We start from the raw sequence: 21,861 nt of genomic DNA on the forward strand, positions 1-21,861 counted from the left end.
CCAGAGTGAGCCAAATATCGATATTGTAGAATTTTCCATATTTTAATTATTCAATTATTTTAGATACTTAAAGCTTAATTTTTTTGTTCAATATTTAACAGAATTTCTTTTTTGTCCAGGCCGCCCGTCTGACCTACTTGGGCATTGACGCTGGTAGCTGTTGCTGTGACCTGGGCCTGAATGCTGCTTTGATTTACGGCACGAATTGTACCGGTAAAAGCGGTTTTCTGGACTAAATTGCCGGCTTTCACCGCCACCAGATCTTGAGGAATCAGTTCAATTGTTTGGGGAGTCGTTGCTGGTGGGGCTGACTCATTTTGACTACAGCCAAGTAGCAGTAAATTTAAGCAAAGTGCACTCATCATCAAGACTGAGCGCGGAGAGGGCATATCCAAAAGATGAGGCTGTGCAGATTGCATAAGAGTCCTTCATACTTGTGGTCGCCAAAAGCAACGACAAGTTTTATATGTTTATTCAAGTGCTTGTAAACGAGCAATAATTCTGTCGTATTCTGCTTCCAGGTTTCGATAGCGACTTTGTAAAGACTGAATATTCTCTTTTTGGAAAGTGAGATTTTTCTGGTTGTTTTGCAGGCTGGTTTTTAAAGCCGCAGGCGGTGCTTTGCCTTTACGTAAATATTCACGTTCCTGACGTACAAACATGATCTGGTCTTTTTGTAACTGCTTCATTTGTTCCTGTTGAAAGTTAATCTGCTTTTTCAACTGGTTCAGGGCTTCGGTCTTTTTCTGGGAGGCTATATGGCTGCTGTTATAGGCACGTTTAAGTTTCTGGTCCTCGGCCAGACGCTTTGCCTGCTGGGCACGTTGCGGTGCCTGCTTGATATCCAGCTCGGCATTATAAGGGCGCGCGCGCTTAATCACCTGCATATTCTGATCAAGTGCTTCATAACCATAATGAATATGATTGGGGGTGACATTGGTGCTGATATTGGCCACACCTTTGCTGTCATAATAGCGATACCAGGTGGCTTTTTGTGGGTTTTGCTGGGTATTGGCATAGCTCAGGCTCACCTGCGTAAATAAGGCAAGTACAAGAATGAATTGGCCAGTCATTTTATTTTTATCAATGACAGCAAGTTTTTCCGAAAACTGACCCATCATTGGCTCCCCAAATTTAAAGTTGACTAAATTACTTATTTTAAAGTAATAATATGGTTATATTAGACCCAAATTCTTCAATAAAAAACCACCGTTAATCAAAAAAAAATCACCAGTATAAATAAAGTGTGAAGCAGTTCTTGTAATTTGTAAACTCTGCCAACTTGTACAAAAAATGCTCATTGATAATATAAGTAAGTTTGTGTTAAAAATGTTGGCGAATCGTAATAAAATAATGCTATCAGCCTTATGGCATATCATTTCTAAAAGGGGACGGGGTAATAAATGGATGATAAATTCCAGAATTTAAAAGTTATGGTCATTGATGACTCAAAAACAATTCGCCGTACCGCAGAAACTTTACTGCAACGCGAAGGCTATGAAGTCGTCACTGCCGTTGATGGTTTTGAAGCATTGTCTAAAATTGCAGAAGCCAATCCGGATATTATTTTTGTCGATATCATGATGCCGCGTCTGGATGGCTATCAAACCTGTGCCTTGATCAAAAACTCACAGAACTATCAGAATATTCCTGTGATTATGCTTTCGAGTAAAGACGGTTTATTTGATCAGGCCAAAGGTCGTGTTGTCGGTTCGGATGAATATTTAACTAAACCTTTCAGTAAAGATGAATTGCTTAACGCAATCCGTAACCACATTAGTGCTTAATATTTGATTTTTTTTGGGGAATGGCATGGCACGTATCTTAATTGTAGATGACTCACCGACAGAAACCTTTCGCTTTAGAGAGATTCTTAGCAAACATGGCTTTGAGGTGATTGAAGCAGCCAATGGCGCCGATGGTGTCACCATGGCGCAGGCAGAGTTGCCTGATCTGGTGCTGATGGATGTAGTAATGCCAGGGGTAAACGGCTTTCAGGCGACCCGTCAGATTGCGCGTGGCGAAACTACCAAGCATATTCCGATTGTGATCGTAAGTACCAAGGATCAGGCCACTGACCGCGTTTGGGGTAAACGGCAGGGTGCTGCGGACTACTTGACCAAGCCTGTTGATGAACAACAATTAATTGATGTGATTAAGCAACACCTCAATGCAGGATAAGCTCTATGGCAGCAAATGGATTTATCGAATTGCTTCGCATTGCGAAACGGGGGAATAAAAACTACGTTTCCAATGAAAATGAAGTCAACCGATGGTCAGGTATCGCTTTTGAGATGATGGGGCAATATTTTGTTGCGCCGCTGGGGGAAGTATCTGAAGTGATCTATCCTCCAAAATATACGCCAGTTCCTAATACGCAATCCTGGGTGTTAGGTTTGGCGAATATCCGGGGAAGACTGTTGTCTGTTTCTGATCTGGCACAATATGTTTCGGGGCATGCCAGTCAGTTTTTGCCTACTCAAAAAGTATTATGTATACATCATAATGACCATTATGTCGGCTTGGTCGTTGATCAAGTTTTGGGGATTCAACACTTTAACAAGAAAAGTTTCTTTTCTAAGACCACTGAATTGGATAAAAACCTGCAAGACTACTGTCAGGGATTTTTTCACCAGCATAACCAGCAATGGCATGTCTTCTTATTCAGTCGTTTGTTGCAAAATCCAAAATTTATGAACGCGTCAATAAAATTTATAAATTAAACGTCGCACACGAAAGTAATAAAGGCGTAAATCGGGGAGAAGCTGCATGGGCTTTAAACTTAAAAAGAAGAATACAGGTGAAAGTACCAGCCGCAAAAGTGGCAATGCTTTTTTAGCCAAGATTCAATCACAAACAGATCAGTTATCACGTGTATTTGGTGACAGTGAAAAGTCTAAGCCGCTTATTTACGGGGCAATAGGCTGTCTACTCGCGGCACTCATTACCTTGCTATATCTTTTCTATAGCGTGCCACGTACCAACCAGCTGACTCAAAGTCTGGGTGATTTACGCCTACTTTCGCAAATGATTTCACGTCAGGCGACAGAAGCCACTGCTTCGGGAACACCGGAAGCGATGAAAAGCCTGACTGAATCACAAAAAGCGTTTGCTGAAAACCTGGAAACAGTGAAAAGTATTCATCCGGACAATGAAGCACTGGACACGGTGAATCAACAGTGGAGCAAGATGTCATCTAATATTGACCTGATTGCGTCGCAACAAAAAATCATTAACCAGCTGTATGATACTAATATCGCGATTGGTGAAGCCATCCCGGGGATTCAGGCAGAATATAACCTGATGGTTGACCAGATGGCGCGTCAGAACATGCCTTCTAACCAGGTTGTTATTGCGAAAAACCAGGTATTTATTGCAGAACGTATCTTGCGTTCAATCAGTTTGGTATTGACGGGTAGCGATGGTTCCCGTGAATCAGCGGATGACTTCAGTGCCGATACGGAAACTTTTGGTTCTTATTTAAATGCCCAATTGAACGGTTCTGCTGAACTGGGTGTAGAACGTGTCAATGATCCGAACCTGCGTGAATCTCTGGAAGGGATCAAGGCTGAATATGATGATGTATTGCAGTCTGCGTCTGCAACGATCCTGAAAAACTCGACTCAAATTGTCAACGTTCGTCAAGCTTCTGCTGCGGTTTTCACCGAATCTGACGTGCTGCTGAATAATCTGAATAAACTGTCAAGCAAAGCCGGTCTGACGACGATTCTTCCAGCGGTTTTATTAATTCTGTTATTGATTGGCTTCCTGATCTGTGTATTCAAACTGTTATCCCTGCGTGGAGCATCGGATAAACAGCGTGTAACACGCCTGCAAGATGAATATGACCGTAACCAGAATGCGATTCTACGTTTACTGGACGAGATTGCTGACCTTGCAGATGGTGACTTACGCTCATATGCGACAGTATCTGAAGACTTTACCGGTGCGATTGCCGACTCGATTAACTTTGCGATTGACCAGTTACGTGATCTGGTATCACGTATTACCGAAACTTCACATGAAGTAGCGCAATATACGGCAACCACACAAAGCATTACCAACCAGTTAGCAGAAGCTTCTGAACACCAGGCCCAAGAAATTGCCGGTGCTTCTGCTGCAATTAACGAAATGGCAATGTCGATTGACCAGGTATCTTCAAACGCTGAAGAATCTGCCATGGTTGCGGAACGTTCGGTACAAATTGCTGCCAATGGTGCAGACGTTGTAAACCGCTCAATTGAGGGGATGGACACCATTCGTGAACAGATTCAGGAAACCTCGAAGCGTATTAAACGTCTGGGTGAATCTTCACAGGAAATTGGTAACATCGTTGCCCTGATTAACGATATTGCTGACCAGACCAACATTCTTGCCTTGAACGCTGCAATTCAAGCGTCGATGGCAGGTGAGGCCGGTCGTGGTTTCGCGGTTGTCGCGGATGAAGTACAACGTCTTGCGGAACGTTCTGCCTCTGCAACCAAGCAGATTGAAGGCCTAGTGAAAACGATTCAGACCGATACCAACGAAGCGGTAATTTCGATGGAACAAACCACAGCCGAGGTTGTGCGTGGTGCGAACCTGTCTAAAGACGCCGGTGTAGCACTGGACGAGATTCAAACCGTATCGAATAACTTGGCAAAACTGATTGCAAGCATTTCTGATGCAGCAAAACTGCAGTCTGCTTCTGCAGGTCATATTGCGACCACGATGAACGTTGTTCAGGAGATTACGTCGCAAACCACGAGTGCAACTTTTGACACAGCACGCTCTGTTTCTGAGTTGGCAAACATGGCCGATGCATTACGTGAATCTGTATCTGACTTTAAACTGCCAGAATAAAGTTAGAGCATATGGGGGAAATGTGCCTTGATCTAGGTTGAGGCACATTGGGACATACAGATAAAGCCTCGACAAGATGTACTTAACTTCATAACGTTAGGTCTCGCGTGACGATGACAATTAAGTTTGAGCGCCCTTCTTGGCGGCACAACGTAAGAAGCATGAGCTATGAAAGAAATATTAAAAAATTTAGTTGAAACGACAACGCTTCCTGAAGATAGTTATCTTGATCAAGATGCAGAAATTCTTGAAATCTTTGTTGAAGAAATCGAAGAGATCTTCGTTGAGTTAAATGCTTTATTTCCAGAATGGTTTGCCAATCCAGGTCAGCAGGAGACGCTGACTACGATTCGTCGCCATTTTCATACCCTGAAAGGTTCAGGGCGGATGGTAGGGGCAAAAACAGCCGGGGAAATTGCGTGGACAGTTGAGGATAGCTTAAACCGGGTCCTCTCAGGCTCGATTCAGCTAACACCGGTGATTCAGCAATATGCCAAAGCTGTACTGAATATTTACCAGTTTGTTTTATATCCAAAATTTAAGCAGGTGCGGGAGCTGGATGTTGATTTGCGCCCAGTCATCCTGTTGGGACAACAATTACAACAACAAATTTCACCTGAGCCAGCTCTAGAAGAACTCTTGCAGTTGGCAGACAGCTTGACGGCTGAAGGCCAGATCACAGGTCTTGAATTGGCAGACAGTTCCAGCAGCGAGCTTGATAGTACTTCACTTAGTCCAGAACAGGCCGCTGAAAATCAGGACACGATGGCTCAGAATGATATTGATGAAACTGTCGCAATCTTTATTGAAGAAGCAGAAGAGCATCTTGAAACAATTGCCAGATTCCTGGGCAATGAAGATGAAAAAACTCAGGATTATAATGCCCTGATTCGTGCCATTCATACTTTACGTGGCAGTTCATCCATGGCGCAAATCGAGCAGATTTTTGATGCCAGCTCCAAAGTAGAACATTTGTTTAAAACCCTGGTACAGGATGAAATCGTTTCGACCTCTAAAGAGACGGCTTTATTGATCCAGTATGCTGAATTTATCAGTGACTATTTGCATTTATTGGGCCAGAGTGAGCAGGAAGCCCTGAACAAGGTCTATGCTACTTTCATCAAGGTTTGGGATGATTATGGCTATGCAGCCAGTGAAGCAGATCGTCCGGAAACTCAAGGTCTGGTTTCCAAACTGGTTGAGCTGAATATTGATCTGTTGCTGGATGCCGAGTTTGAGTTTGATAAACGTGCCCAGATGGATTATCCGGAATATATTCAGGCTTTAAGCCAGCAGGCAGCGGAACTGCTTGCACATACCGATAATCGCGCAGCACTTGGCATCCATGAGTTTACTGCTGATCTGAAACTGGCCTATGATGCCTTACTGGAAAAGCCGGTACTGCTCGGCAGTAATTATGCTTATGAGCTGTTTGCACAGGCGCATCAGGAATTCATCCATCTGTTCGATACACTGGCAGCGGGACAGCGGGTGATCTTAAGCGAACAAGTGCATAAGACCCTGGGCGAACTGTCGGCATTTGTACAGCAGGATCTGGAAATCTTGAAGGATGAGTGTACAGAAACTCCGATAGAAAATACGTTCGCTCAAGCAGAGCCATTAGCTGAAGCTGCTACTACGGGGAGTGTGGATTTTGCTGTATTAAGCCAGCGGATTGCCGCAGACCGTCAGCTGATTGAAAGTAGTGAGGCACAGCGTGACTTTGATGAAGACCTGCTGAATATTTTCCTGGAAGAAGCAGATGAATTGTTGGTCAGTATTGATGAAGACCTGAATAGCTGGACCAAAAAACAAAATGACACGGCTTCATTAAATAATCTGATGCGCCATTTGCATACCTTGAAAGGGGGCGCAAACATGATTATGGCGTCACATATTGGTGCAATTGCGCATGAACTGGAAAGTATTTATGAGCGGATTATTCGCCAGCAAATTCAGGTCACTCCCGCCTTAATCCAGATGATTCGTCTGGTACAGGACAACGTTTCTGACCGTATCCAGGCGATGCGTGATGAAGGCATTGACTATCCGGCACCTGAAGCAATTGCAATTCTGCAAAATATTCAGACGCTGGCAGCAGGACAGGCGGTTGAGACACCTGTTGAAACGGGAGTACCAGCAAGTGTTGAGCTGAAGAATACAGCGCAGGCTGATGCGCTGGGTGATTTAGCAAATGAGTTGATAGTTGAAACTGCTGATGACAGCACTGATGAGCTGATATCTGAAAAACCGGCAGCAATAGAATCTGGTCTTGAAGTAGTGGCAGTTACTGCCGAGCTTTCGGCAGAGGATGAGCTGAAATCTATCGTTGAAGAAAGCTTCCTAGAAGAATCTGAAGAGGTTCTCGACAATGCAGAAAAACTGCTGAAGCAATGGTTTGAACAGCGTAGCGACCGTAGCTTGTTACTACAATTACAACGTGCCGCCCACAGTATTAAAGGTGGCGCACGTATGATTGACAATGAAACGGTTGCGAGCATTGCCTATGAGCTGGAAACTACTTTCGAGCAGTTCGCAGTCTATCATTTTAACTCGAATGCGTATGATGGCCTGTTGCAAAAAACGCTGGCCTGGCTAAAACAGGCAATTTTCCAGCGCGACTATAGCAATGTTGAGCAGATTCAAAGCGGTCTGGCAAAGATCCAGTATGTAGATGTAACGGCACAATTGCCTGAACACCTGGCCAAAACTGAACATCTGGCTGCGGTTCCTAGTTTCGAATTTATAGAAGGTGATGGTACTGAACCACCTCAGATGATGGGTGAGTGGGCGCATACAGGTACGGGCGATACCAGCAATGAGATGATCCGTATCTCGGCCGATCTGGTGGAGAAGATGATCGACCTGTCGGGTGAGAACGCGATTAACCGTTCCCGTATCGAAATGGATTTGGGGCAGCTGGGCAATACCCTGAACGAGATGGAGCTTGCGATCAAGCGTCTGGCCGATCAGTTACGCCGAATGGAAGGTGAGCTGGAATCCCAGATTATTGCCAAACACGGTTCAGAAAACTCGCGTTATGCAGACTTTGACCCACTGGAAATGGACCAATATTCTTCTTTGAACCAGCTGTCTAAATCTCTGGCGGAGTCGGCATCTGACTTGGTGGATTTCAAAAGTACCCTGGCAGACAAGATTAGGGAAACTGAAGGCTTGTTATTGCAACAGTCACGGATTCAGGCCGAGATTCAGGAGAGCCTGATGCGTACCCGTCTGGTTCCATTTGACCGCATGCTGCCGCGCTTGCAACGTATTGTACGTCAGACATCGACCAGCTTGAGCCGTCCTGCTGAATTAATCGTACAAAATAATGAAGGCGAATTGGACCGTAATATTCTGGAACGTCTGGTGACTCCATTTGAGCATATGCTGCGTAATGCGATTGACCATGGTCTGGAAGATCGCGCTGAGCGTCTTGCACTGCACAAGCCGGAAGTGGGCGCTATTGTATTAAATATTAGCCGCCAAGGAACAGATGTTATCGTTTCCTTCAGTGATGACGGTAAAGGCATTGATGCCGGAAAGATTCGGGAAAAGGCTCTTGGCCTGGGTCTTATCAAAGAAGATCAGATGCTGGATCAGGAAGAAATCTTGCAGCTGATTTTCCATCCTGGCTTTAGTACTGCCACAGCGGTCACCCAGATTTCCGGTCGTGGGGTCGGGCTGGATGTCGTACAAAGTCAGATCAAGCTGCTCGGCGGTCATGTCTCGGTGACATCCGAATTAGGCAAGGGAACCACCTTCAGCATTCGCGTTCCTACAACAGTGGCGGTCAGCGATGCCCTGATGGTGAAAGTGGGTGATCAGCAATATGCCATTCCACTGGCCCAGATTGACCGTATTGTCCGTATTGCGCCGTCAACACTGGAAACTTACTTTAATAGTAAAGATGACCACTTCAAGATTGATAATGAAAATTACAAGCTACGTTCTTTGTCCGAATTTGTTGCTAATCAGCCAATTCCACGTCTGAACAATATCGGTCATTCACTTCCGGTACTGCTGATCAAAGGCAATAGTGGTCAGACCATTGCCTTGCTGGTTGATCAGCTGGTCGGCTCACGTGCCCAGATTGTCGTGAAACCAGTGGGTCAGCAGTTTGCCAATATTGGCGTAGTGGCTGGTGCAACGATTCTTGGTGATGGTCAGGTCTGTCTGATTCTGGATGGTCAGAATATTGCCCGTCAGATTCAAACCACTCAGCGTCTGAAACAGTTGCAAGATCATCGTGATAGTTCACGCTACTCAAATACACGTCGTCTGGTGATGATTGTGGATGATTCGGTGACAGTGCGTAAGGTAACTTCACGTCTGCTAGAGCGTCAGGGTTATGATGTGGTAACGGCGAAAGATGGTGTCGATGCGATTGAGCAGCTTGAAAATATCCGTCCGGATCTGATGCTGCTTGATATTGAGATGCCGCGTATGGATGGTTTCGAGGTGACCAACCTGGTTCGTCACCATGATATTCACCGTAACCTGCCAATTATCATGATCACATCGCGAACCGGTGAAAAACATCGCGAACGGGCGTTCAGTCTGGGGGTTACTCACTATATGGGTAAACCGTTCCAGGAAGCAGAGTTGCTGGAGAATATTCAGGAAATCATTGCAGTACAACAGGGGTCATAGATGAGTCAGAGTAACTTAAGCAGCACGATGGCTGATCAGATTAGTCAGCAGGAATTACAGCATTTAATTACGGTCTCTACCGGATTTATTGATGCTTATATTATTGACTGTCACGGCAAAGCGCCGATGCTATTACCGCAAAATATTGTTTTGTCAGCGCTGGATAGTTCAACCCAAGTCAAAACCGTAGAGTGGCATGAAGCCAAACTGCCGGTCTATGCGGTGAATGAGCCTTCTCAGCAACAGGGGGTTGCCCTGGTGATTGAAGGGGATGAAATCTACCAGCGTTTTGCCCTGATGTGCAATGAAATGCCAAAAACGATCCGTTTACGTATTTCTGAAGTGGTGGATGCGGAGCAGTCCGATCATGATCCTGCCGTATTCCAGTATGTCCGTATGGCAGAACAGTTATTCCATATCCCGAATATGGCACATATTCAGGCTACACTCGGTCTATAAGAATATAGACATAAAAAAGGAACTCTACGGAGTTCCTTTTTTATGTCTTCATCTAGCGCTTAGTGGCTCAGTAAGTTCACCAGAACCTGCTCATAAATTTCAGCCAGTGGCTCTAGATCGGCAATATCTACATGTTCATTGATCTGGTGGATGGTGGCGTTCAGTACCCCAAGCTCCAGCACCTGAGCGCCAGTAGGGGCAATAAAGCGGCCGTCCGAGGTCCCACCAGAGGTAGACAGTTCGGCTTCACGACCTTTCACACTCAAAATGGCATTCTTGGCAGCATTTACCAGTTCGCCCACCGGGGTCAGAAATGGCAAGCCAGACAATGTCCAGGAAATGTCATACTCCACCCCATGACGGTCCAGAATCCCAAGGGTACGTGCCTTAAGTTCTTCGGCAGTCACTTCGGTGGAGTAACGGAAGTTAAACAGCAGTTCCATGCTGCCCGGTACCACATTGGTTGCACCCGTACCGGCATTGATATTGGAAATCTGGAAAGAAGTAGCCGGGAAATAGGCATTGCCATGATCCCAGACCGTATTACATAATTCTGCAATAGCTTGAGAGGCAGTATGAATCGGATTCACTGCAAGCTGCGGATAAGCCACATGGCCTTGTTTGCCTTTAACCGTTAGATGGGCATTTAATGAACCGCGACGGCCATTTTTGATAATATCGCCGAGTTGATGCGTGCTTGATGGTTCGCCCACCAGACACCAAGTGATTTTTTCATTGCGTGCCTCCAGCGTCTCAATGACTTTCACCGTACCATTGATGGAGGGGCCTTCTTCATCTGAAGTAATCAGATAGGCAATCGAGCCTTTATGATTTGGATATTTTGCTACAAAACGCTCAGTGGCCACCACCATAGCAGCTAGCGCTGTTTTCATATCGGCACTGCCACGACCATAGAGCTTGCCATCACGGATTTCTGGCTGAAATGGGTCCGAGTTCCAGGCTTCCAGATTTCCTGTAGGTACCACATCCGTATGGCCAGCAAAGCAGAATACCGGGTCTTCTGTTCCTTTACGCGCCCAGATATTATCCACATCTTCAAAGCGCATGGCTTCAATATGAAAGCCGATCTGCTTTAAACGTTCCGCCATGATCGTCTGGCAGTCATGATCCAGAGGGGTAATAGAAGGCTGGCGTAACAGTTGCAGGCTTAAGTCTAGAGTGGCAGAAGAGTCCATAGGGTATTCTTAAGTGGGTAAATTTATGGCTTCTATAATAGGGGAATATAAGCTGGAATGTGAATATGCCATATAAAAAAACCCTATCGTAGATAGGGCTTCCTGGTACTTGAAAAAACTTAATTGTGACGGATTTCTTCAGACGTTTTTTCCGCGGTATTAGTGACTGTATCTCCAGCTTTGGAAACGTCTTTTCCCAGACCTTTGAACGTATTACAACCAGTCAATACAAAAGCCATTAGCAATGAAGTAGCAAGAATTTTTTTCATCATCATCTCCATATAATCAATAATAAAATTATTATGATGTGGAACTTAGATTAGAAAATATATGTTCTAAAAAACATGAGGTTTTCATAGTGCTTCGGTTAATAGATGTAATGTTTTATAGTGACTTATGTGTAGATAAAGGAAGTAGTAAGGGATTGCGGTACATATAAAAATCTTCTTGATCTGCTTTTTTATATAATCCATCTGTCCACCAATATGGCTTTAAACTGCTTGGCTGAGCATTTGGATAAATCCATTCATGTCGTTGCAGACGATAAAAACCGGAGCTGGGATCAGGAATCTGCTGTCCCCATAAACCCAGACGCCGTCCAGTATTTACCCATGCGGGCAGGGGCTGATCAGCACGATGAAGTGGTAGATAAAGCTGGCCCTTAATCACACAAAAACGTTGTTGGATAGGATGCCCAAGCGCCTCGGTAAACTGAAACTGTTTCTGGGTAAAATGCTTCATTTTCCGGATTAAAGTATCGCTGCGGTTCAGGCCATACCAGTGTGGCAGGCTGAAATCGGCCTCAGCCAGATAATATTTCAGGGCGATTTCCCAGTGCTCAACCAGACCGCTATCGCTATTTAACATTAAAAAATCCAGCTCACCCAGTGTTTTGGCGCCGTCAATTTTCTGAATACTATGTCCTAAAAGCTGGTAAGGATGATAGGCATTATCCAATAGCCAGAACCAGATCAGCATTTCAAAGCGCAGGCCGAGCCGGGTGCTTTTCAGTTGCCCGACAAAATATTCCAGTTCTTGTGGATGCTGATCCAGATATTTCAGGCGCGGATGATAGTGCTGTAGATGCTGCTGCCAGTGCTGGTTATTGTGTAGCTCAAAACCATGCACAATCGTCAGCTCATCTGGGAGTCCGGACAGGATGTTGGGGCTGCCGACAGCGAAGGCCAATTGTCGTACCAAAGGGTGCTGATAGCATTGCCATGTTTCTACAAAATTTTGATTTAGACGGGAAAAGGGCATCACGTGACCTGTGAAAAGTGCAGAAATATAACGGAGAGCAGATAAAAACACTTTATACTACCCTAATTCCGGGGTTGGGACTGATTTATGAAAATGTTGTTTTGGCGAAGCCTAGTGGTGGTGTTTGTGATCCTAGGTTTTATCGGTGCATTTTTGCCGGGTATGCCAACAACAGTCTTTTTAATTCTGGCTGCCTGGGCGGCTTCTAAAGGTTGGCCACAGATGGATGAATGGCTACTTAACCATCCAAAATATGGGCCTACGCTTAGCGCCTGGCGAGCCAATGGTACGGTGCCTCGTAAGGCCAAATGGTTGGCCAGTATCATGATGCTGATCAGTGGAATCATTATGCTGGTGACCCCAGCCCCTGTCGCTGTCAAAATCTTTACTGATATCATCTTGCTGATTGTGGCTATTTGGTTATGGCGCCGTCCTGAACCCCTGGCAGAGAACCAGCAACATGAGCAGATCGCCACCTCAGTATCTTCTTTAATCAAGAAAAAGACCGAGAATGATAAGTCATGAATAACTTACAGCTGGCTCAGGCCGAAATTCTGATTGATTTAGCCCAGCAAAAACTGCATTTGCCGCGCTTTAATAAGAGCTATCTGATTTCAAGTGGAAAAAACGGGATAGGTGAAACTGAAAATAGTGGCAAGACCCCGCGTGGCTGGCATAAGGTGGCAGAAAAATTTGGTCAGGAAATGCCTTTAAACAGTGTATTTATTGCCCGTCAGGCCACGGGTGAGATTTATGATGCTGAGCTGGCAGCCCAGTTTCCTGAGCGGGACTGGATTTTAAGCCGTATTTTGTGGCTTTGTGGTCTGGAAGCCGGCTTTAATCAGGGCGAAGGCTGCGATACCTATCAGCGTTATATCTATATTCATGGCACACCAGATTCAGAACCAATGGGTACGCCGAGGTCACATGGCTGTATCCGGATGCGCAATGCAGATATAGCAGAGCTGTTTCGTCTGGTGAATGAAGACGCACTGGTCTATCTTTCGGAACAGCCGCTGGAGATTGAACCTGAATCTTTAAAAGTAAGACAGATGAATGAATAAAATCAGATGAAATATCACTTATTTTCACCAGGTGAATAAGTCCTGAGTGTTAAATTCACTGCTGGATGGTCTGAAGGAAATATAGGGAAAGGAAAGTTAGCAACAGGACTGGATCATAAAATATTAAAACTAGAGAAAGACTGAAAATGTTTGAATTACAGGATTATCATCTGAAGAGTTTTGAGGCCCTGTATAATCTTTCAGCAGTCTTGACGTTTTCGGTAAGTGCTGGCCTAAATTTTCATTTAAGAGCTGAAAAAGTGCAGATCGCTGCTCAAAGAAAGCACTTGAAATTTGCTATAAACTTAAAAAATAAACAAAAAGTATTGTTTTTTTTAACAATTAACCTATTTTTTAATCACTCACACTGAAAAAGTGGAAAACAGTCAGAAAAGCGTTTGACAGTCTGTGAGGATTCTCTATAATGCACCTCATCAAACGATGAAGACGTTTAGAAAGGGCGCTTAGCTCAGTTGGTAGAGCGTCTGCCTTACAAGCAGAATGTCGGCGGTTCGATCCCGTCAGCGCCCACCATATCTTTCTTGCCTAAAATCTGATTATTCCATAGAATCCAAAGTCTATAATAATTTGAAGATTTCATGGCCATGAGAAATCCATATCAGCGCAAAGCCGCCTCAAAAACCCAAAATTCTGCTTACGATCCCAAATATGCCTATAAACAGTATATTGAAGCGATTGTCGCCAATGCAGGCATTTTTGCACTTTATCAAGACGGCTGGGCACTTTGTGCGACTCCGACCGGACAGCGGGCTTTTGCCAGCTGGCAAAGCAAGGGTTTGGCCAGGCTGCTGATAAAAGACAACTGGGCCAATTATCAGGTCCAGGAAATCAGTCTCAAGGATTTTGTTGAGAAAGTCATTCCTTTTTTGCGTCAGGAAAAGACCATTCTTTCACTGGATTTAACTCCGGAAGGGCAAAATATTCTGGTGGCGCCAGAAAAGTTACTGCTTGATATTAAAAATTATCTCTATCAGATCTATATACAAAAACCCGAACTGTTTAAAAATCTGGATCTGCCGTTGCCGCGGCAGATCCGTTTACATTAGAATTTATTTTAAATAGACCCTCATATCCATTGAAGAGCCACTCATCAACACCAACTATTCGCCTAACCAGAAGTGATAGCAAATACACAGGGGAATGGTGGAACTGAGGTTGATGACATGCTGATAGCCCTCATGTCGGGCAATCGCACGGGCGCGTGGCGTATGAAAACCGTTGGTGACAATGGCGGTCGGGTCTGAGATCCTGCTTTAAGACTATTTGTAAATACAGTAGATTCTGTGCAGTGCTGGTGCTGCGGTCTTCCGGTATGATCTGATTGCGAAGCTGTGGATAGGTGGTACGCAGATAGTGGTCCATGCATTGAGCTTCGGTATATTTTTCCTGAAAGCTGAGTCCGCCCGTGATAATCATCAAGTTATCCGGATATGGCTGGACATATGCTGCTGCGCTGTCCGGACAGTTGTTTAAAGTGGGAGGGGCTGTCCAGACCCCGTTCATGAGCAGTAGCACCGTAAAGATCAAGCTCAGGCTGTGTTTAAGTTGACTGGAAATTTTTATGTCCTGATTGTTTAAGAACAGATTAAGTTGTCATCTCTGTATGCAATAAAAAACCGGACAGCTTTGCCCGGTTTTTTGATTTTATATCGTTTTAATACACATCACGACGATAACGACCATCCTGGCGTAATTGATCGACACTACTTTCTCCGAGAATCTCGATCAAGGCTTGATCAACATCACTGGCCATGCCATTAATGCTACCGCATACATAAATCACTGCACCCTGAGCAATCCAGGTTTTTAGCTCTTCTGCCTGTTCACGCAGCTTATGATGTACATAGACTTTTTCCGGCTGGTCGCGAGAGAAGGCCAGATCCAGACGTTGCAGTGTGCCCATCTGTAACCATGCCTGAATCGTTTCTGCAAAGAAGAAATCGTGTTCACGCTGGCGCTCGCCGAAGATTAGCCAGTTTTGTGTATAGTCCTGACGATTACGTGCGCTCAGCAGGCTGAGTAGGCCGGCAATGCCAGTACCATTACCAATACAGATAATTGGACGGTTATCATCCACCAGATGGAAGGATTCATTGTTACGGATACGTAAGGCAATTGAAGTATCTAACGGCGCATGCTCGGTCAGCCAGCCTGATCCCAGACCGAAGCGGCCTAGGGCATCGCTTTGTTGACGAACCACTAGGCGTAAAACCTGCTGGCTGGGAATGCTGGCAATCGAATATTCCCGGGTAGGCAGAACAGGTAATTGCTCAAGTAGCTGCTCCAGAGAGTCAAAAGGCTTGGCTTGAGTCAGGTCACGATCCCAAAGCGCCTGTTCAATGCTTTGTTGCAGAGATGGGACCTGTGTACCAGCTGCAATCTGATGTTCATTAAGGAAGGCCTGAATCCGCTCAGGGCTATTGCCGGGCTGAATCTCGGCAATATCACCTGCCTGCCAGATGGCTTCATGCTGAGGAGTCAGTTCAATACTAAAGGCTGGCGCACCCAGACTGCCCGGATTGAGCAGCTCACGTTGATGCAAAGTCCATGAATCAAAAGTCTTGTCAATGCGCATGGCTTGTAATTCCAGTTGCGTGACCTGTGCCAGTGCCTGATTCCACTGCTGGATATGCTCATGATTGGCATTATCCACTTCAATGGTCGGGAATAATGGTGTGGCGGCATTCTGCTGCAGCCATGCATCAATACGATGGCCAAAACTGCAATAGGTGTCTGGATATTCCTGGGAGCCGAGTGCCAGAACTGCATAACTGAGATGACTGAGATCGGTTTTTGCAGACAGGATTTTTTTCTCAAAAGATGCAGCCAGATCCGGTGCTTCGCCGGTACCATAGGTGCTGGCAACAAATAACACCTGTTCAGCCTGTTGCAGATCACTCAGGCTTAACTGCTGTACTGTTTTAACTTTAACCGGTTGACGCGCTTCTTGTAAGGCGGTTGCGGTACGCCAGGCCAACTGCTCGGAGACACCGGTTTGTGAAGCATAGGCAATCAGCCAGGGGGTGGTATTTGAATCTAAAGGAATGGCATTAGCACTTTGACGGGCAGCCAACGTCAGTTTCTTCTGTTTACGGCGTTTCAGATACAGCATCCAGCCGGTCACGAAGAATAGAGGCATTGTTAAAGCTGCCAGCATGACTAAGAACTGGTAGACCGGACCAAAGAAGCTCCCCCGGTGGACGGGCAGCATACTGCTCATGATTTTTTCATTTAACTTTTTATCTTTATAGAGCTGGACATCATAAAACTTGGCATCAGAATAATGATAACTTGCCGTATTTCGCGCACGTTCATGCTGGGGGATCGGGTCCACGAAACTCAACTCTATTTTACCATTGGCTTTTTTCGGAAGAGTAAACGTCACGCTCGAGTATCTATCGGAGAATTCTGTATTAAAACCCATCCAGCTTTGCTCCAGTATCTGCACAGTTGTTTCTGGAGGCAGAGTGTTTTCAGTATTTTTACCACTGCGACCCTGATTGGCATTGGCCTGCATGGTTGGTTGAGGACGCTCGACTCCTAATACTTTAAACATGCCATTACGCCACCAGTCATACGACCAGTACAGGCCGGTGCATGCGAGCAGCAGGTAGAAAATGACTACCCAAGTTCCAACTACGGCATGTAAATCCCAGATAAAATTTCGGCCTTTTAACTTCGGCTTAACCAGAAACCACTGTTTAATTGAGTGGCGTTTGGGCCAACGCAAATACAGGCCGGACAGTACGAAGAAGATGAGCATCAGGGTACAGGCACCGGTAATTTGCTTGCCGAATGGACCCAATGTTAAATAGCGGTGTAACTGCTGAACAAACTGGAAGAACTCACGGCCTTTAAGCTCAGGCAGGGCTTCGGCCGTGTAGGGATTCAGCATAATATTCTGGCCGCGTCGTGCACCTTCTTTGGCGATATTCACTGTGCTGGATGCAGCCGGATCGCTGGCCACCGTAACGCTATTAATTTTGGCCTCAGGCTGGTTTTGCTGGAAGCGTAGATATAGCTCAGCCGGGCTTAGTTTTGGTTGATTTTGTATCTGAACCACATAACTGTCAGTATTTATCCATTTTAAGATTTGCTGCTCATAAGAATAAATAGCCCCAGTGACTCCCATGATGGAAAGGATCAAACCAGCGCTAATCCCCAGAAACCAGTGGATTTGGAAAAACATTTTTTTTAACATGGGCGTCAGATGAAAGTGGTTTATACAAAATTACGAAAATTATAGCTGGAAATTATAGAGTTTGAAAATAATATTTATTCTCATTATCATTTATATTGTGATCTAGGTAATTTTTTATAAAAAAATATTGTAAAAAAACCTCCATGCCCGGGCAGGAGGTTTTTGAGCTTCACTTCTATTTAGATCTGCTTCGGCTCGCCCACTTCAGCTTGTAGATGTTTGCGGATGGTGGCAAAAGAGAAATTCTTGCTGTCCATACGTTTTGGCAGAATATAGGCACCTTGTTGGCCCTTTACCTTGAAATTGACCAGGATAAATTCAGGGGTGTTATACCACTCGTAAATATCTTTCCAGCCAATTGCACCCACACCTTCCTGCATGCCCATTTTCTGGCGCATCACGAGGCCATGCGGTTGTACGCCTAGACGAATGCCCTTGATTTCCTGAACTGGAAATTCATTCATCTTGCGTTTGACATACCATTCCATGCCAAATGTACGAATCAGGTAGTACAGCACCACACAGACAATCGCCACCCAGCAGAAGACGGTCGAATAGTTCTTGAGCAGAATAATACCCAGAATGGAAAGGGCCACAATAACACCCATGATCAGCCAGGCTTTCATGCCAATTTTATTGGTGCTACGCCAGATCGTCAGCTGAGCATGGCGCTGCTCTGCTTCTGAAATTTCATAGTTCACAGGCTGTAGGGTATAAGCGTATAAATTTTTCGCGGTCATAATGAAATTAACAGATTTAAAACTTTAAAAAGTTTAGCATTAATTGGATGCATTCAGTGAGTATATTGTTCCAAAATCAGTCAAATTATAGGGAAGCCAGTTCGGTAGCCTGTTGATCGTGCTCATGGCTTAAACTTTGCTTTAACTGACTGAGTTGATTCAGAATACTAAAGATCAGCGACAGTTGCTGTAAGATGATCAATGACTTTTGGTCATCTTCCCGATTGTCGGACAGGCGCTGACGAATATCCAGCAGCATCTTGGGAGCACTCAGATCCGGCATTTCATCATGCAGCAATGCACCGTGAATATCGATCAGCGCCTTGTCGAGCAAGTCCAAAATATCCTGATCCTGAATTTTTTCCCGATGCGCACCCAAGGCCGCAATATAGCTGATAAAGGTATGGTTCAGGCATAAGAACTCAAAAGCCAGTGATTTTTGCTGCGGATCGAAGTCGGGTTCAGTGGCCAAGGTTGAAATCAGCGAAGCCACTTCAGCATCGGTATTATGCGCAGCGCGGCGCACCACCCGATATTTCAGGCCATTATTGCGTCCTGACTTATACTGTTCAATTACTTCGCCCAGATAATCACACTCGGCTTGTAGGGTACGATTGATGCTGCGCGGTAGACGACGGAATTTCCAGTCGGGGAAGATAAAGCTCACCCCAAACCAGGCAATCGCACAGCCAATCAGGGTGTCGATCATGCGCGGGAAGGCTGCGGCAAAGCCCATTCCATCCAGGTTAAAGTTAATCAGGGCCAAAATGGTAATAAAGGCCGTGGCCTGAGCATACTGTTTGCTGCGTAATTCAAAGAATAAAATACCACTGATGACCAGCAGTAATAACTGTCCTTCTACTGACGGCACAAAATACAAAATCGCATAACCCAGCGTAATACCGGCCAGCGTCCCAATAATGCGTAAACGTAAGCGGCGCTTGGTGGCGTTAAAGTTAGGCTGGCTGACAAACAGGGCCGTCAGCAGAATCCAGTAACCGTATTCAATATCGGTTAGCTGCACAAAGATATAACTGATCAGCAGCACAATCGACAGGCGAATGGCATGCCGGAACAGCACGGATTCAGGTGTCAGATGCTGCTTGATCCGTATTTTAATATCCTCCCAGCCTTTAAGATCATCATCTTTCAGCTGGTGGTCAATATACTTGGCCCGGTCAAATTTGATATGACGCTCAGTTTCCAGATTACGCAGCTGGGCATCAATCGACTTCAGGTTTTGATAGAGCGAAAATAAGGCATTTACCCAGACCTGATCATATTGCTGTTCTTGTCGTAGCTTTTCCAGAGACTGTCTCAGATTGCCAAAGGCATGTTTGAAACGCTTGTTATGTACATAGGTGGTGCGGAGCTGAATACTATCCGCCAGGTCCTTACAGGCTTTGGCCTGTAGGGACAGGATGCGTTGAAAACGAAACAGCACATCACTGTGTTCAAACAGCTTGGCCAGTTTCTGGTAGTCAATATGTGCCGAATCGGCCCGCTCATGAATATCCTGCGCGACAAAATAGTATTGCAGGCTGCGGCGGGTGTCCTTCTGCCCACGGTCACCTTTCAGGCGGGTTAACAGCACTGTTTTCATTTCATTAAAAATCGAAATGAGTTTGCCATTTTCCAGAGATAGCTCAATGATACTCTGCTGATAGCTATTCGGGGTCATGTCGACATCAAACAGATTGGACTTGGCATATAGAAAGTCACCCAGTGAGGCATAGCATTTGGCCAGACTATCCTGCGCACGATGCGCCGGAAAGAAGAGAAAGCTTAAGGTGGAGAGCAGACCATACCACATGGCCCCAATCACCAATAAGCCGGCCTGCACATACCAGCCATCAAACAGGTCAACGCCCAGCATGGAATAGACGGACACCACCAGACAGCCATACGAAATTGTGGCATAACGCCGTCCCAGTGAACCGAGCAGAATCAGGGCTATACAGGAGACAATTAAAGCCAGCGCAAACAGAATCGGATAAGGAAATAGTAGATACACACCAACAGCGGTTATAAAGAAACCGAGATAGGTATACAGTTGATTCAGGATGCGCACCGAAAAGCGGTCATCAATATCGCTTAAGCCAGCTGCTACCACTCCCAAGGTGAGGGGAATAGTCATTAATTGCTGCCCCATAAAATAGGGCACAAAGGCTGTGCCTATAAACGCGACCAGCATACGCAGGTTATACATCAAGGTCGTATTATAAGTGGTGCGTTTAAGATGATTAAGCCAAGATTTCAACGGTGATCCTTTATCCTTCGGTCTGGTGTGGGGGAGAGTGAATATTCGCGTAAAAATGCGATCTCGATAACATTTAATTTCCATATAAATCATACTATGTGCTGTGTTAACTTGTCTGCATTCATCGCGTTAAATCTTAAATCATGAACTCAAGCAATACAGTACAGCAGCCTTATCGTATGTCCTGGATTATTTTATTGGCTTCGCTGACTGCATTGGGGCCTTTATCCATTGATATGTATCTGTCTGCCTTGCCAGAAATGGCCGCAGACTTTGGGGTCAGTACCCAGATGGTCGCTAACAGTTTACCTGCCTATTTTCTGGGGCTGGCGCTTGGGCAGCTGATTTATGGTCCGATCAGTGACCGGGTTGGACGTAAGCCGCCGCTGTATTTCGGGCTCTGTCTTTATATTGTGGCGAGCGTGTTGTGTATCTTTGCCCAGAATGAATGGAGTCTGATTGCAGCGCGGATTTTGCAGGCCTTAGGCGGCTGTGTAGGCGTGGTCATGGTGCGTGCTGCGATTCGTGACCGTCTGGATATGCAGTCGGCCGCTCAAGCTTTTGCCAGCATGATGATTGTGACCAGTATCGCACCGATTGTTGCACCCAGCTTGGGTGCCTGGGTTTTAATTTTTTATGATTGGCACATGATCTTTGTGGCCCTCATGATGAGTGGCCTGTTTATGCTGGCTTGCGTACATTTTCTGTTTGAAGAAACGCTAAAGCCGGAACAGCAGCTGAAACTGAACTTTCAGCAGGTATTAAGTCTGTACCGTGCCATTTTTCAGGACGAGAGTTTCCGGCATCCAATGCTGGTAGGCTGTCTGTCGGGTGGCATCATGTTCAGTTATATCAGTGCCTCTTCGGCTATTTTTATGGACCGTTACCAGCTGAGTGAACAGCAGTTTGCCTATGCATTTGGAGTAAATGCGATGGGTATCATGTTATCTTCAGCGCTTAATAAACATCTGGTGGGACGTTTCACGATACGGGGACGACTTCAACTGGGACTATGGCTACAAGCCCTTGGGGTGAGTGCTTTACTCATTATGGGGCTGCTGGATACTCAGTCAGTCATTCCCGTTCTGGTCGCCCTGTTTTTGGTCGTGGCGGCAGTGGGTTTTACCGGTCCCAATGCGATGGCACTGGCCATGTCCCAACAGGG

At 45.5% G+C, this 21,861-nt stretch carries 18 protein-coding genes, 1 tRNA gene and 2 pseudogenes; 12 read left to right on the forward strand and 9 right to left on the reverse strand.

The genetic code is table 11. From position 1 onward, the window contains the following. Nucleotides 1-74 precede the first annotated feature (74 nt). Together E2K52_RS08445 and E2K52_RS08450 are read right to left on the reverse strand one after the other, a co-directional pair. Nucleotides 75-419: a hypothetical protein gene (locus E2K52_RS08445; RefSeq protein ID WP_227548222.1), complete on the reverse strand. Its 345-nt coding sequence runs from the start codon at nucleotides 417-419 to the stop codon at nucleotides 75-77. Between the two features lie 51 nt (nucleotides 420-470). Continuing rightward, nucleotides 471-1,118 (reverse strand): hypothetical protein, encoded by a 648-nt coding sequence (locus tag E2K52_RS08450; RefSeq protein WP_151204716.1) that lies wholly within the window; start codon nucleotides 1,116-1,118, stop codon nucleotides 471-473. A 285-nt stretch (nucleotides 1,119-1,403) separates the two neighbouring features. Between E2K52_RS08450 and pilG the strand changes: the two genes are divergently transcribed. The 7 genes and pseudogenes from pilG to E2K52_RS08480 all read left to right on the forward strand — a co-directional run bounded on the left by pilG (nucleotide 1,404) and on the right by E2K52_RS08480 (nucleotide 9,954). Beyond that, complete coding sequence (pilG, locus tag E2K52_RS08455) at nucleotides 1,404-1,787, forward strand: twitching motility response regulator PilG (protein WP_151204717.1); 384 nt, start codon at nucleotides 1,404-1,406, stop codon at nucleotides 1,785-1,787. A 25-nt stretch (nucleotides 1,788-1,812) separates the two neighbouring features. Continuing rightward, on the forward strand, nucleotides 1,813-2,181 hold the full coding sequence (locus E2K52_RS08460) for a response regulator (RefSeq protein ID WP_151204718.1): 369 nt from the start codon (nucleotides 1,813-1,815) through the stop codon (nucleotides 2,179-2,181). Between the two features lie 5 nt (nucleotides 2,182-2,186). Beyond that, nucleotides 2,187-2,723, forward strand: coding sequence for a chemotaxis protein CheW (locus E2K52_RS08465; RefSeq protein WP_151204719.1), 537 nt, complete (start codon nucleotides 2,187-2,189; stop codon nucleotides 2,721-2,723). Between the two features lie 46 nt (nucleotides 2,724-2,769). Next, nucleotides 2,770-4,842 carry a methyl-accepting chemotaxis protein gene (locus tag E2K52_RS08470; protein WP_151204720.1) on the forward strand — a complete coding sequence of 691 codons (2,073 nt, stop codon included), beginning with the start codon at nucleotides 2,770-2,772 and terminating at the stop codon, nucleotides 4,840-4,842. Between the two features lie 168 nt (nucleotides 4,843-5,010). Further along, nucleotides 5,011-6,864: pseudogene (locus tag E2K52_RS15715) on the forward strand (Hpt domain-containing protein); the annotation flags it as partial. A 270-nt stretch (nucleotides 6,865-7,134) separates the two neighbouring features. Then, a pseudogene (locus E2K52_RS15720) lies at nucleotides 7,135-9,495 on the forward strand (response regulator); the annotation flags it as partial. Continuing rightward, nucleotides 9,496-9,954 (forward strand): hypothetical protein, encoded by a 459-nt coding sequence (locus tag E2K52_RS08480; RefSeq protein WP_151204722.1) that lies wholly within the window; start codon nucleotides 9,496-9,498, stop codon nucleotides 9,952-9,954. Nucleotides 9,955-10,013: 59 nt separating this feature from the next. Here E2K52_RS08480 and dapE read toward each other — a convergent pair whose 3' ends face one another. The 3 genes from dapE to E2K52_RS08495 form a co-directional block, all read right to left on the reverse strand. After that, on the reverse strand, nucleotides 10,014-11,150 hold the full coding sequence (dapE, locus tag E2K52_RS08485) for a succinyl-diaminopimelate desuccinylase (RefSeq protein WP_151204723.1): 1,137 nt from the start codon (nucleotides 11,148-11,150) through the stop codon (nucleotides 10,014-10,016). Between the two features lie 119 nt (nucleotides 11,151-11,269). Next, the gene (locus tag E2K52_RS08490; protein WP_151204724.1) at nucleotides 11,270-11,419 is read right to left on the reverse strand and encodes an entericidin A/B family lipoprotein; all 150 of its coding nucleotides are present in this window, start codon (nucleotides 11,417-11,419) and stop codon (nucleotides 11,270-11,272) included. Nucleotides 11,420-11,534: 115 nt separating this feature from the next. Further along, complete coding sequence (locus E2K52_RS08495; RefSeq protein WP_151204725.1) at nucleotides 11,535-12,410, reverse strand: DUF1853 family protein; 876 nt, start codon at nucleotides 12,408-12,410, stop codon at nucleotides 11,535-11,537. An 87-nt stretch (nucleotides 12,411-12,497) separates the two neighbouring features. Between E2K52_RS08495 and E2K52_RS08500 the strand changes: the two genes are divergently transcribed. From E2K52_RS08500 to E2K52_RS08515, 4 genes are all read left to right on the forward strand, one after another. After that, nucleotides 12,498-12,935, forward strand: coding sequence for a YbaN family protein (locus E2K52_RS08500; protein ID WP_151204726.1), 438 nt, complete (start codon nucleotides 12,498-12,500; stop codon nucleotides 12,933-12,935). Next, entirely contained in the window at nucleotides 12,932-13,474 is a 543-nt protein-coding gene (elsL, locus tag E2K52_RS08505) for a cell wall-recycling L,D-carboxypeptidase ElsL (protein WP_151204727.1), read from the forward strand. Before E2K52_RS08500 ends, elsL begins: the two co-directional genes overlap by 4 nt. A 458-nt stretch (nucleotides 13,475-13,932) precedes the next feature. After that, nucleotides 13,933-14,008 (forward strand) — tRNA-Val (locus tag E2K52_RS08510). A 71-nt stretch (nucleotides 14,009-14,079) separates the two neighbouring features. Next, the gene (locus E2K52_RS08515) at nucleotides 14,080-14,541 is read left to right on the forward strand and encodes a DUF2750 domain-containing protein (protein ID WP_151204728.1); all 462 of its coding nucleotides are present in this window, start codon (nucleotides 14,080-14,082) and stop codon (nucleotides 14,539-14,541) included. Between the two features lie 130 nt (nucleotides 14,542-14,671). Here E2K52_RS08515 and E2K52_RS15725 read toward each other — a convergent pair whose 3' ends face one another. The 4 genes from E2K52_RS15725 to yccS form a co-directional block, all read right to left on the reverse strand. Then, a complete protein-coding gene (locus E2K52_RS15725) occupies nucleotides 14,672-14,998 on the reverse strand; it encodes an ElyC/SanA/YdcF family protein (RefSeq protein ID WP_151204729.1) in 327 nt (108 codons plus the stop codon). Nucleotides 14,999-15,149: 151 nt separating this feature from the next. Further along, nucleotides 15,150-17,696, reverse strand: coding sequence for a PepSY domain-containing protein (locus E2K52_RS08525; RefSeq protein ID WP_151204730.1), 2,547 nt, complete (start codon nucleotides 17,694-17,696; stop codon nucleotides 15,150-15,152). Between the two features lie 179 nt (nucleotides 17,697-17,875). Beyond that, nucleotides 17,876-18,436 carry a hypothetical protein gene (locus E2K52_RS08530; protein WP_151204731.1) on the reverse strand — a complete coding sequence of 187 codons (561 nt, stop codon included), beginning with the start codon at nucleotides 18,434-18,436 and terminating at the stop codon, nucleotides 17,876-17,878. A gap of 85 nt (nucleotides 18,437-18,521) precedes the next feature. Continuing rightward, nucleotides 18,522-20,696, reverse strand: a complete 2,175-nt coding sequence (gene yccS / locus E2K52_RS08535) for a YccS family putative transporter (RefSeq protein ID WP_151204732.1) — start codon at nucleotides 20,694-20,696, stop codon at nucleotides 18,522-18,524. Nucleotides 20,697-20,839: 143 nt separating this feature from the next. Between yccS and E2K52_RS08540 the strand changes: the two genes are divergently transcribed. Further along, nucleotides 20,840-21,861: multidrug effflux MFS transporter (locus tag E2K52_RS08540; protein ID WP_151204733.1), on the forward strand; the 1,022-nt coding region annotated here is incomplete at its 3' end.

The organism is Acinetobacter sp. RF14B (assembly GCF_006864105.1).
GTDB lineage: Bacteria > Pseudomonadota > Gammaproteobacteria > Pseudomonadales > Moraxellaceae > Acinetobacter > Acinetobacter lwoffii_C.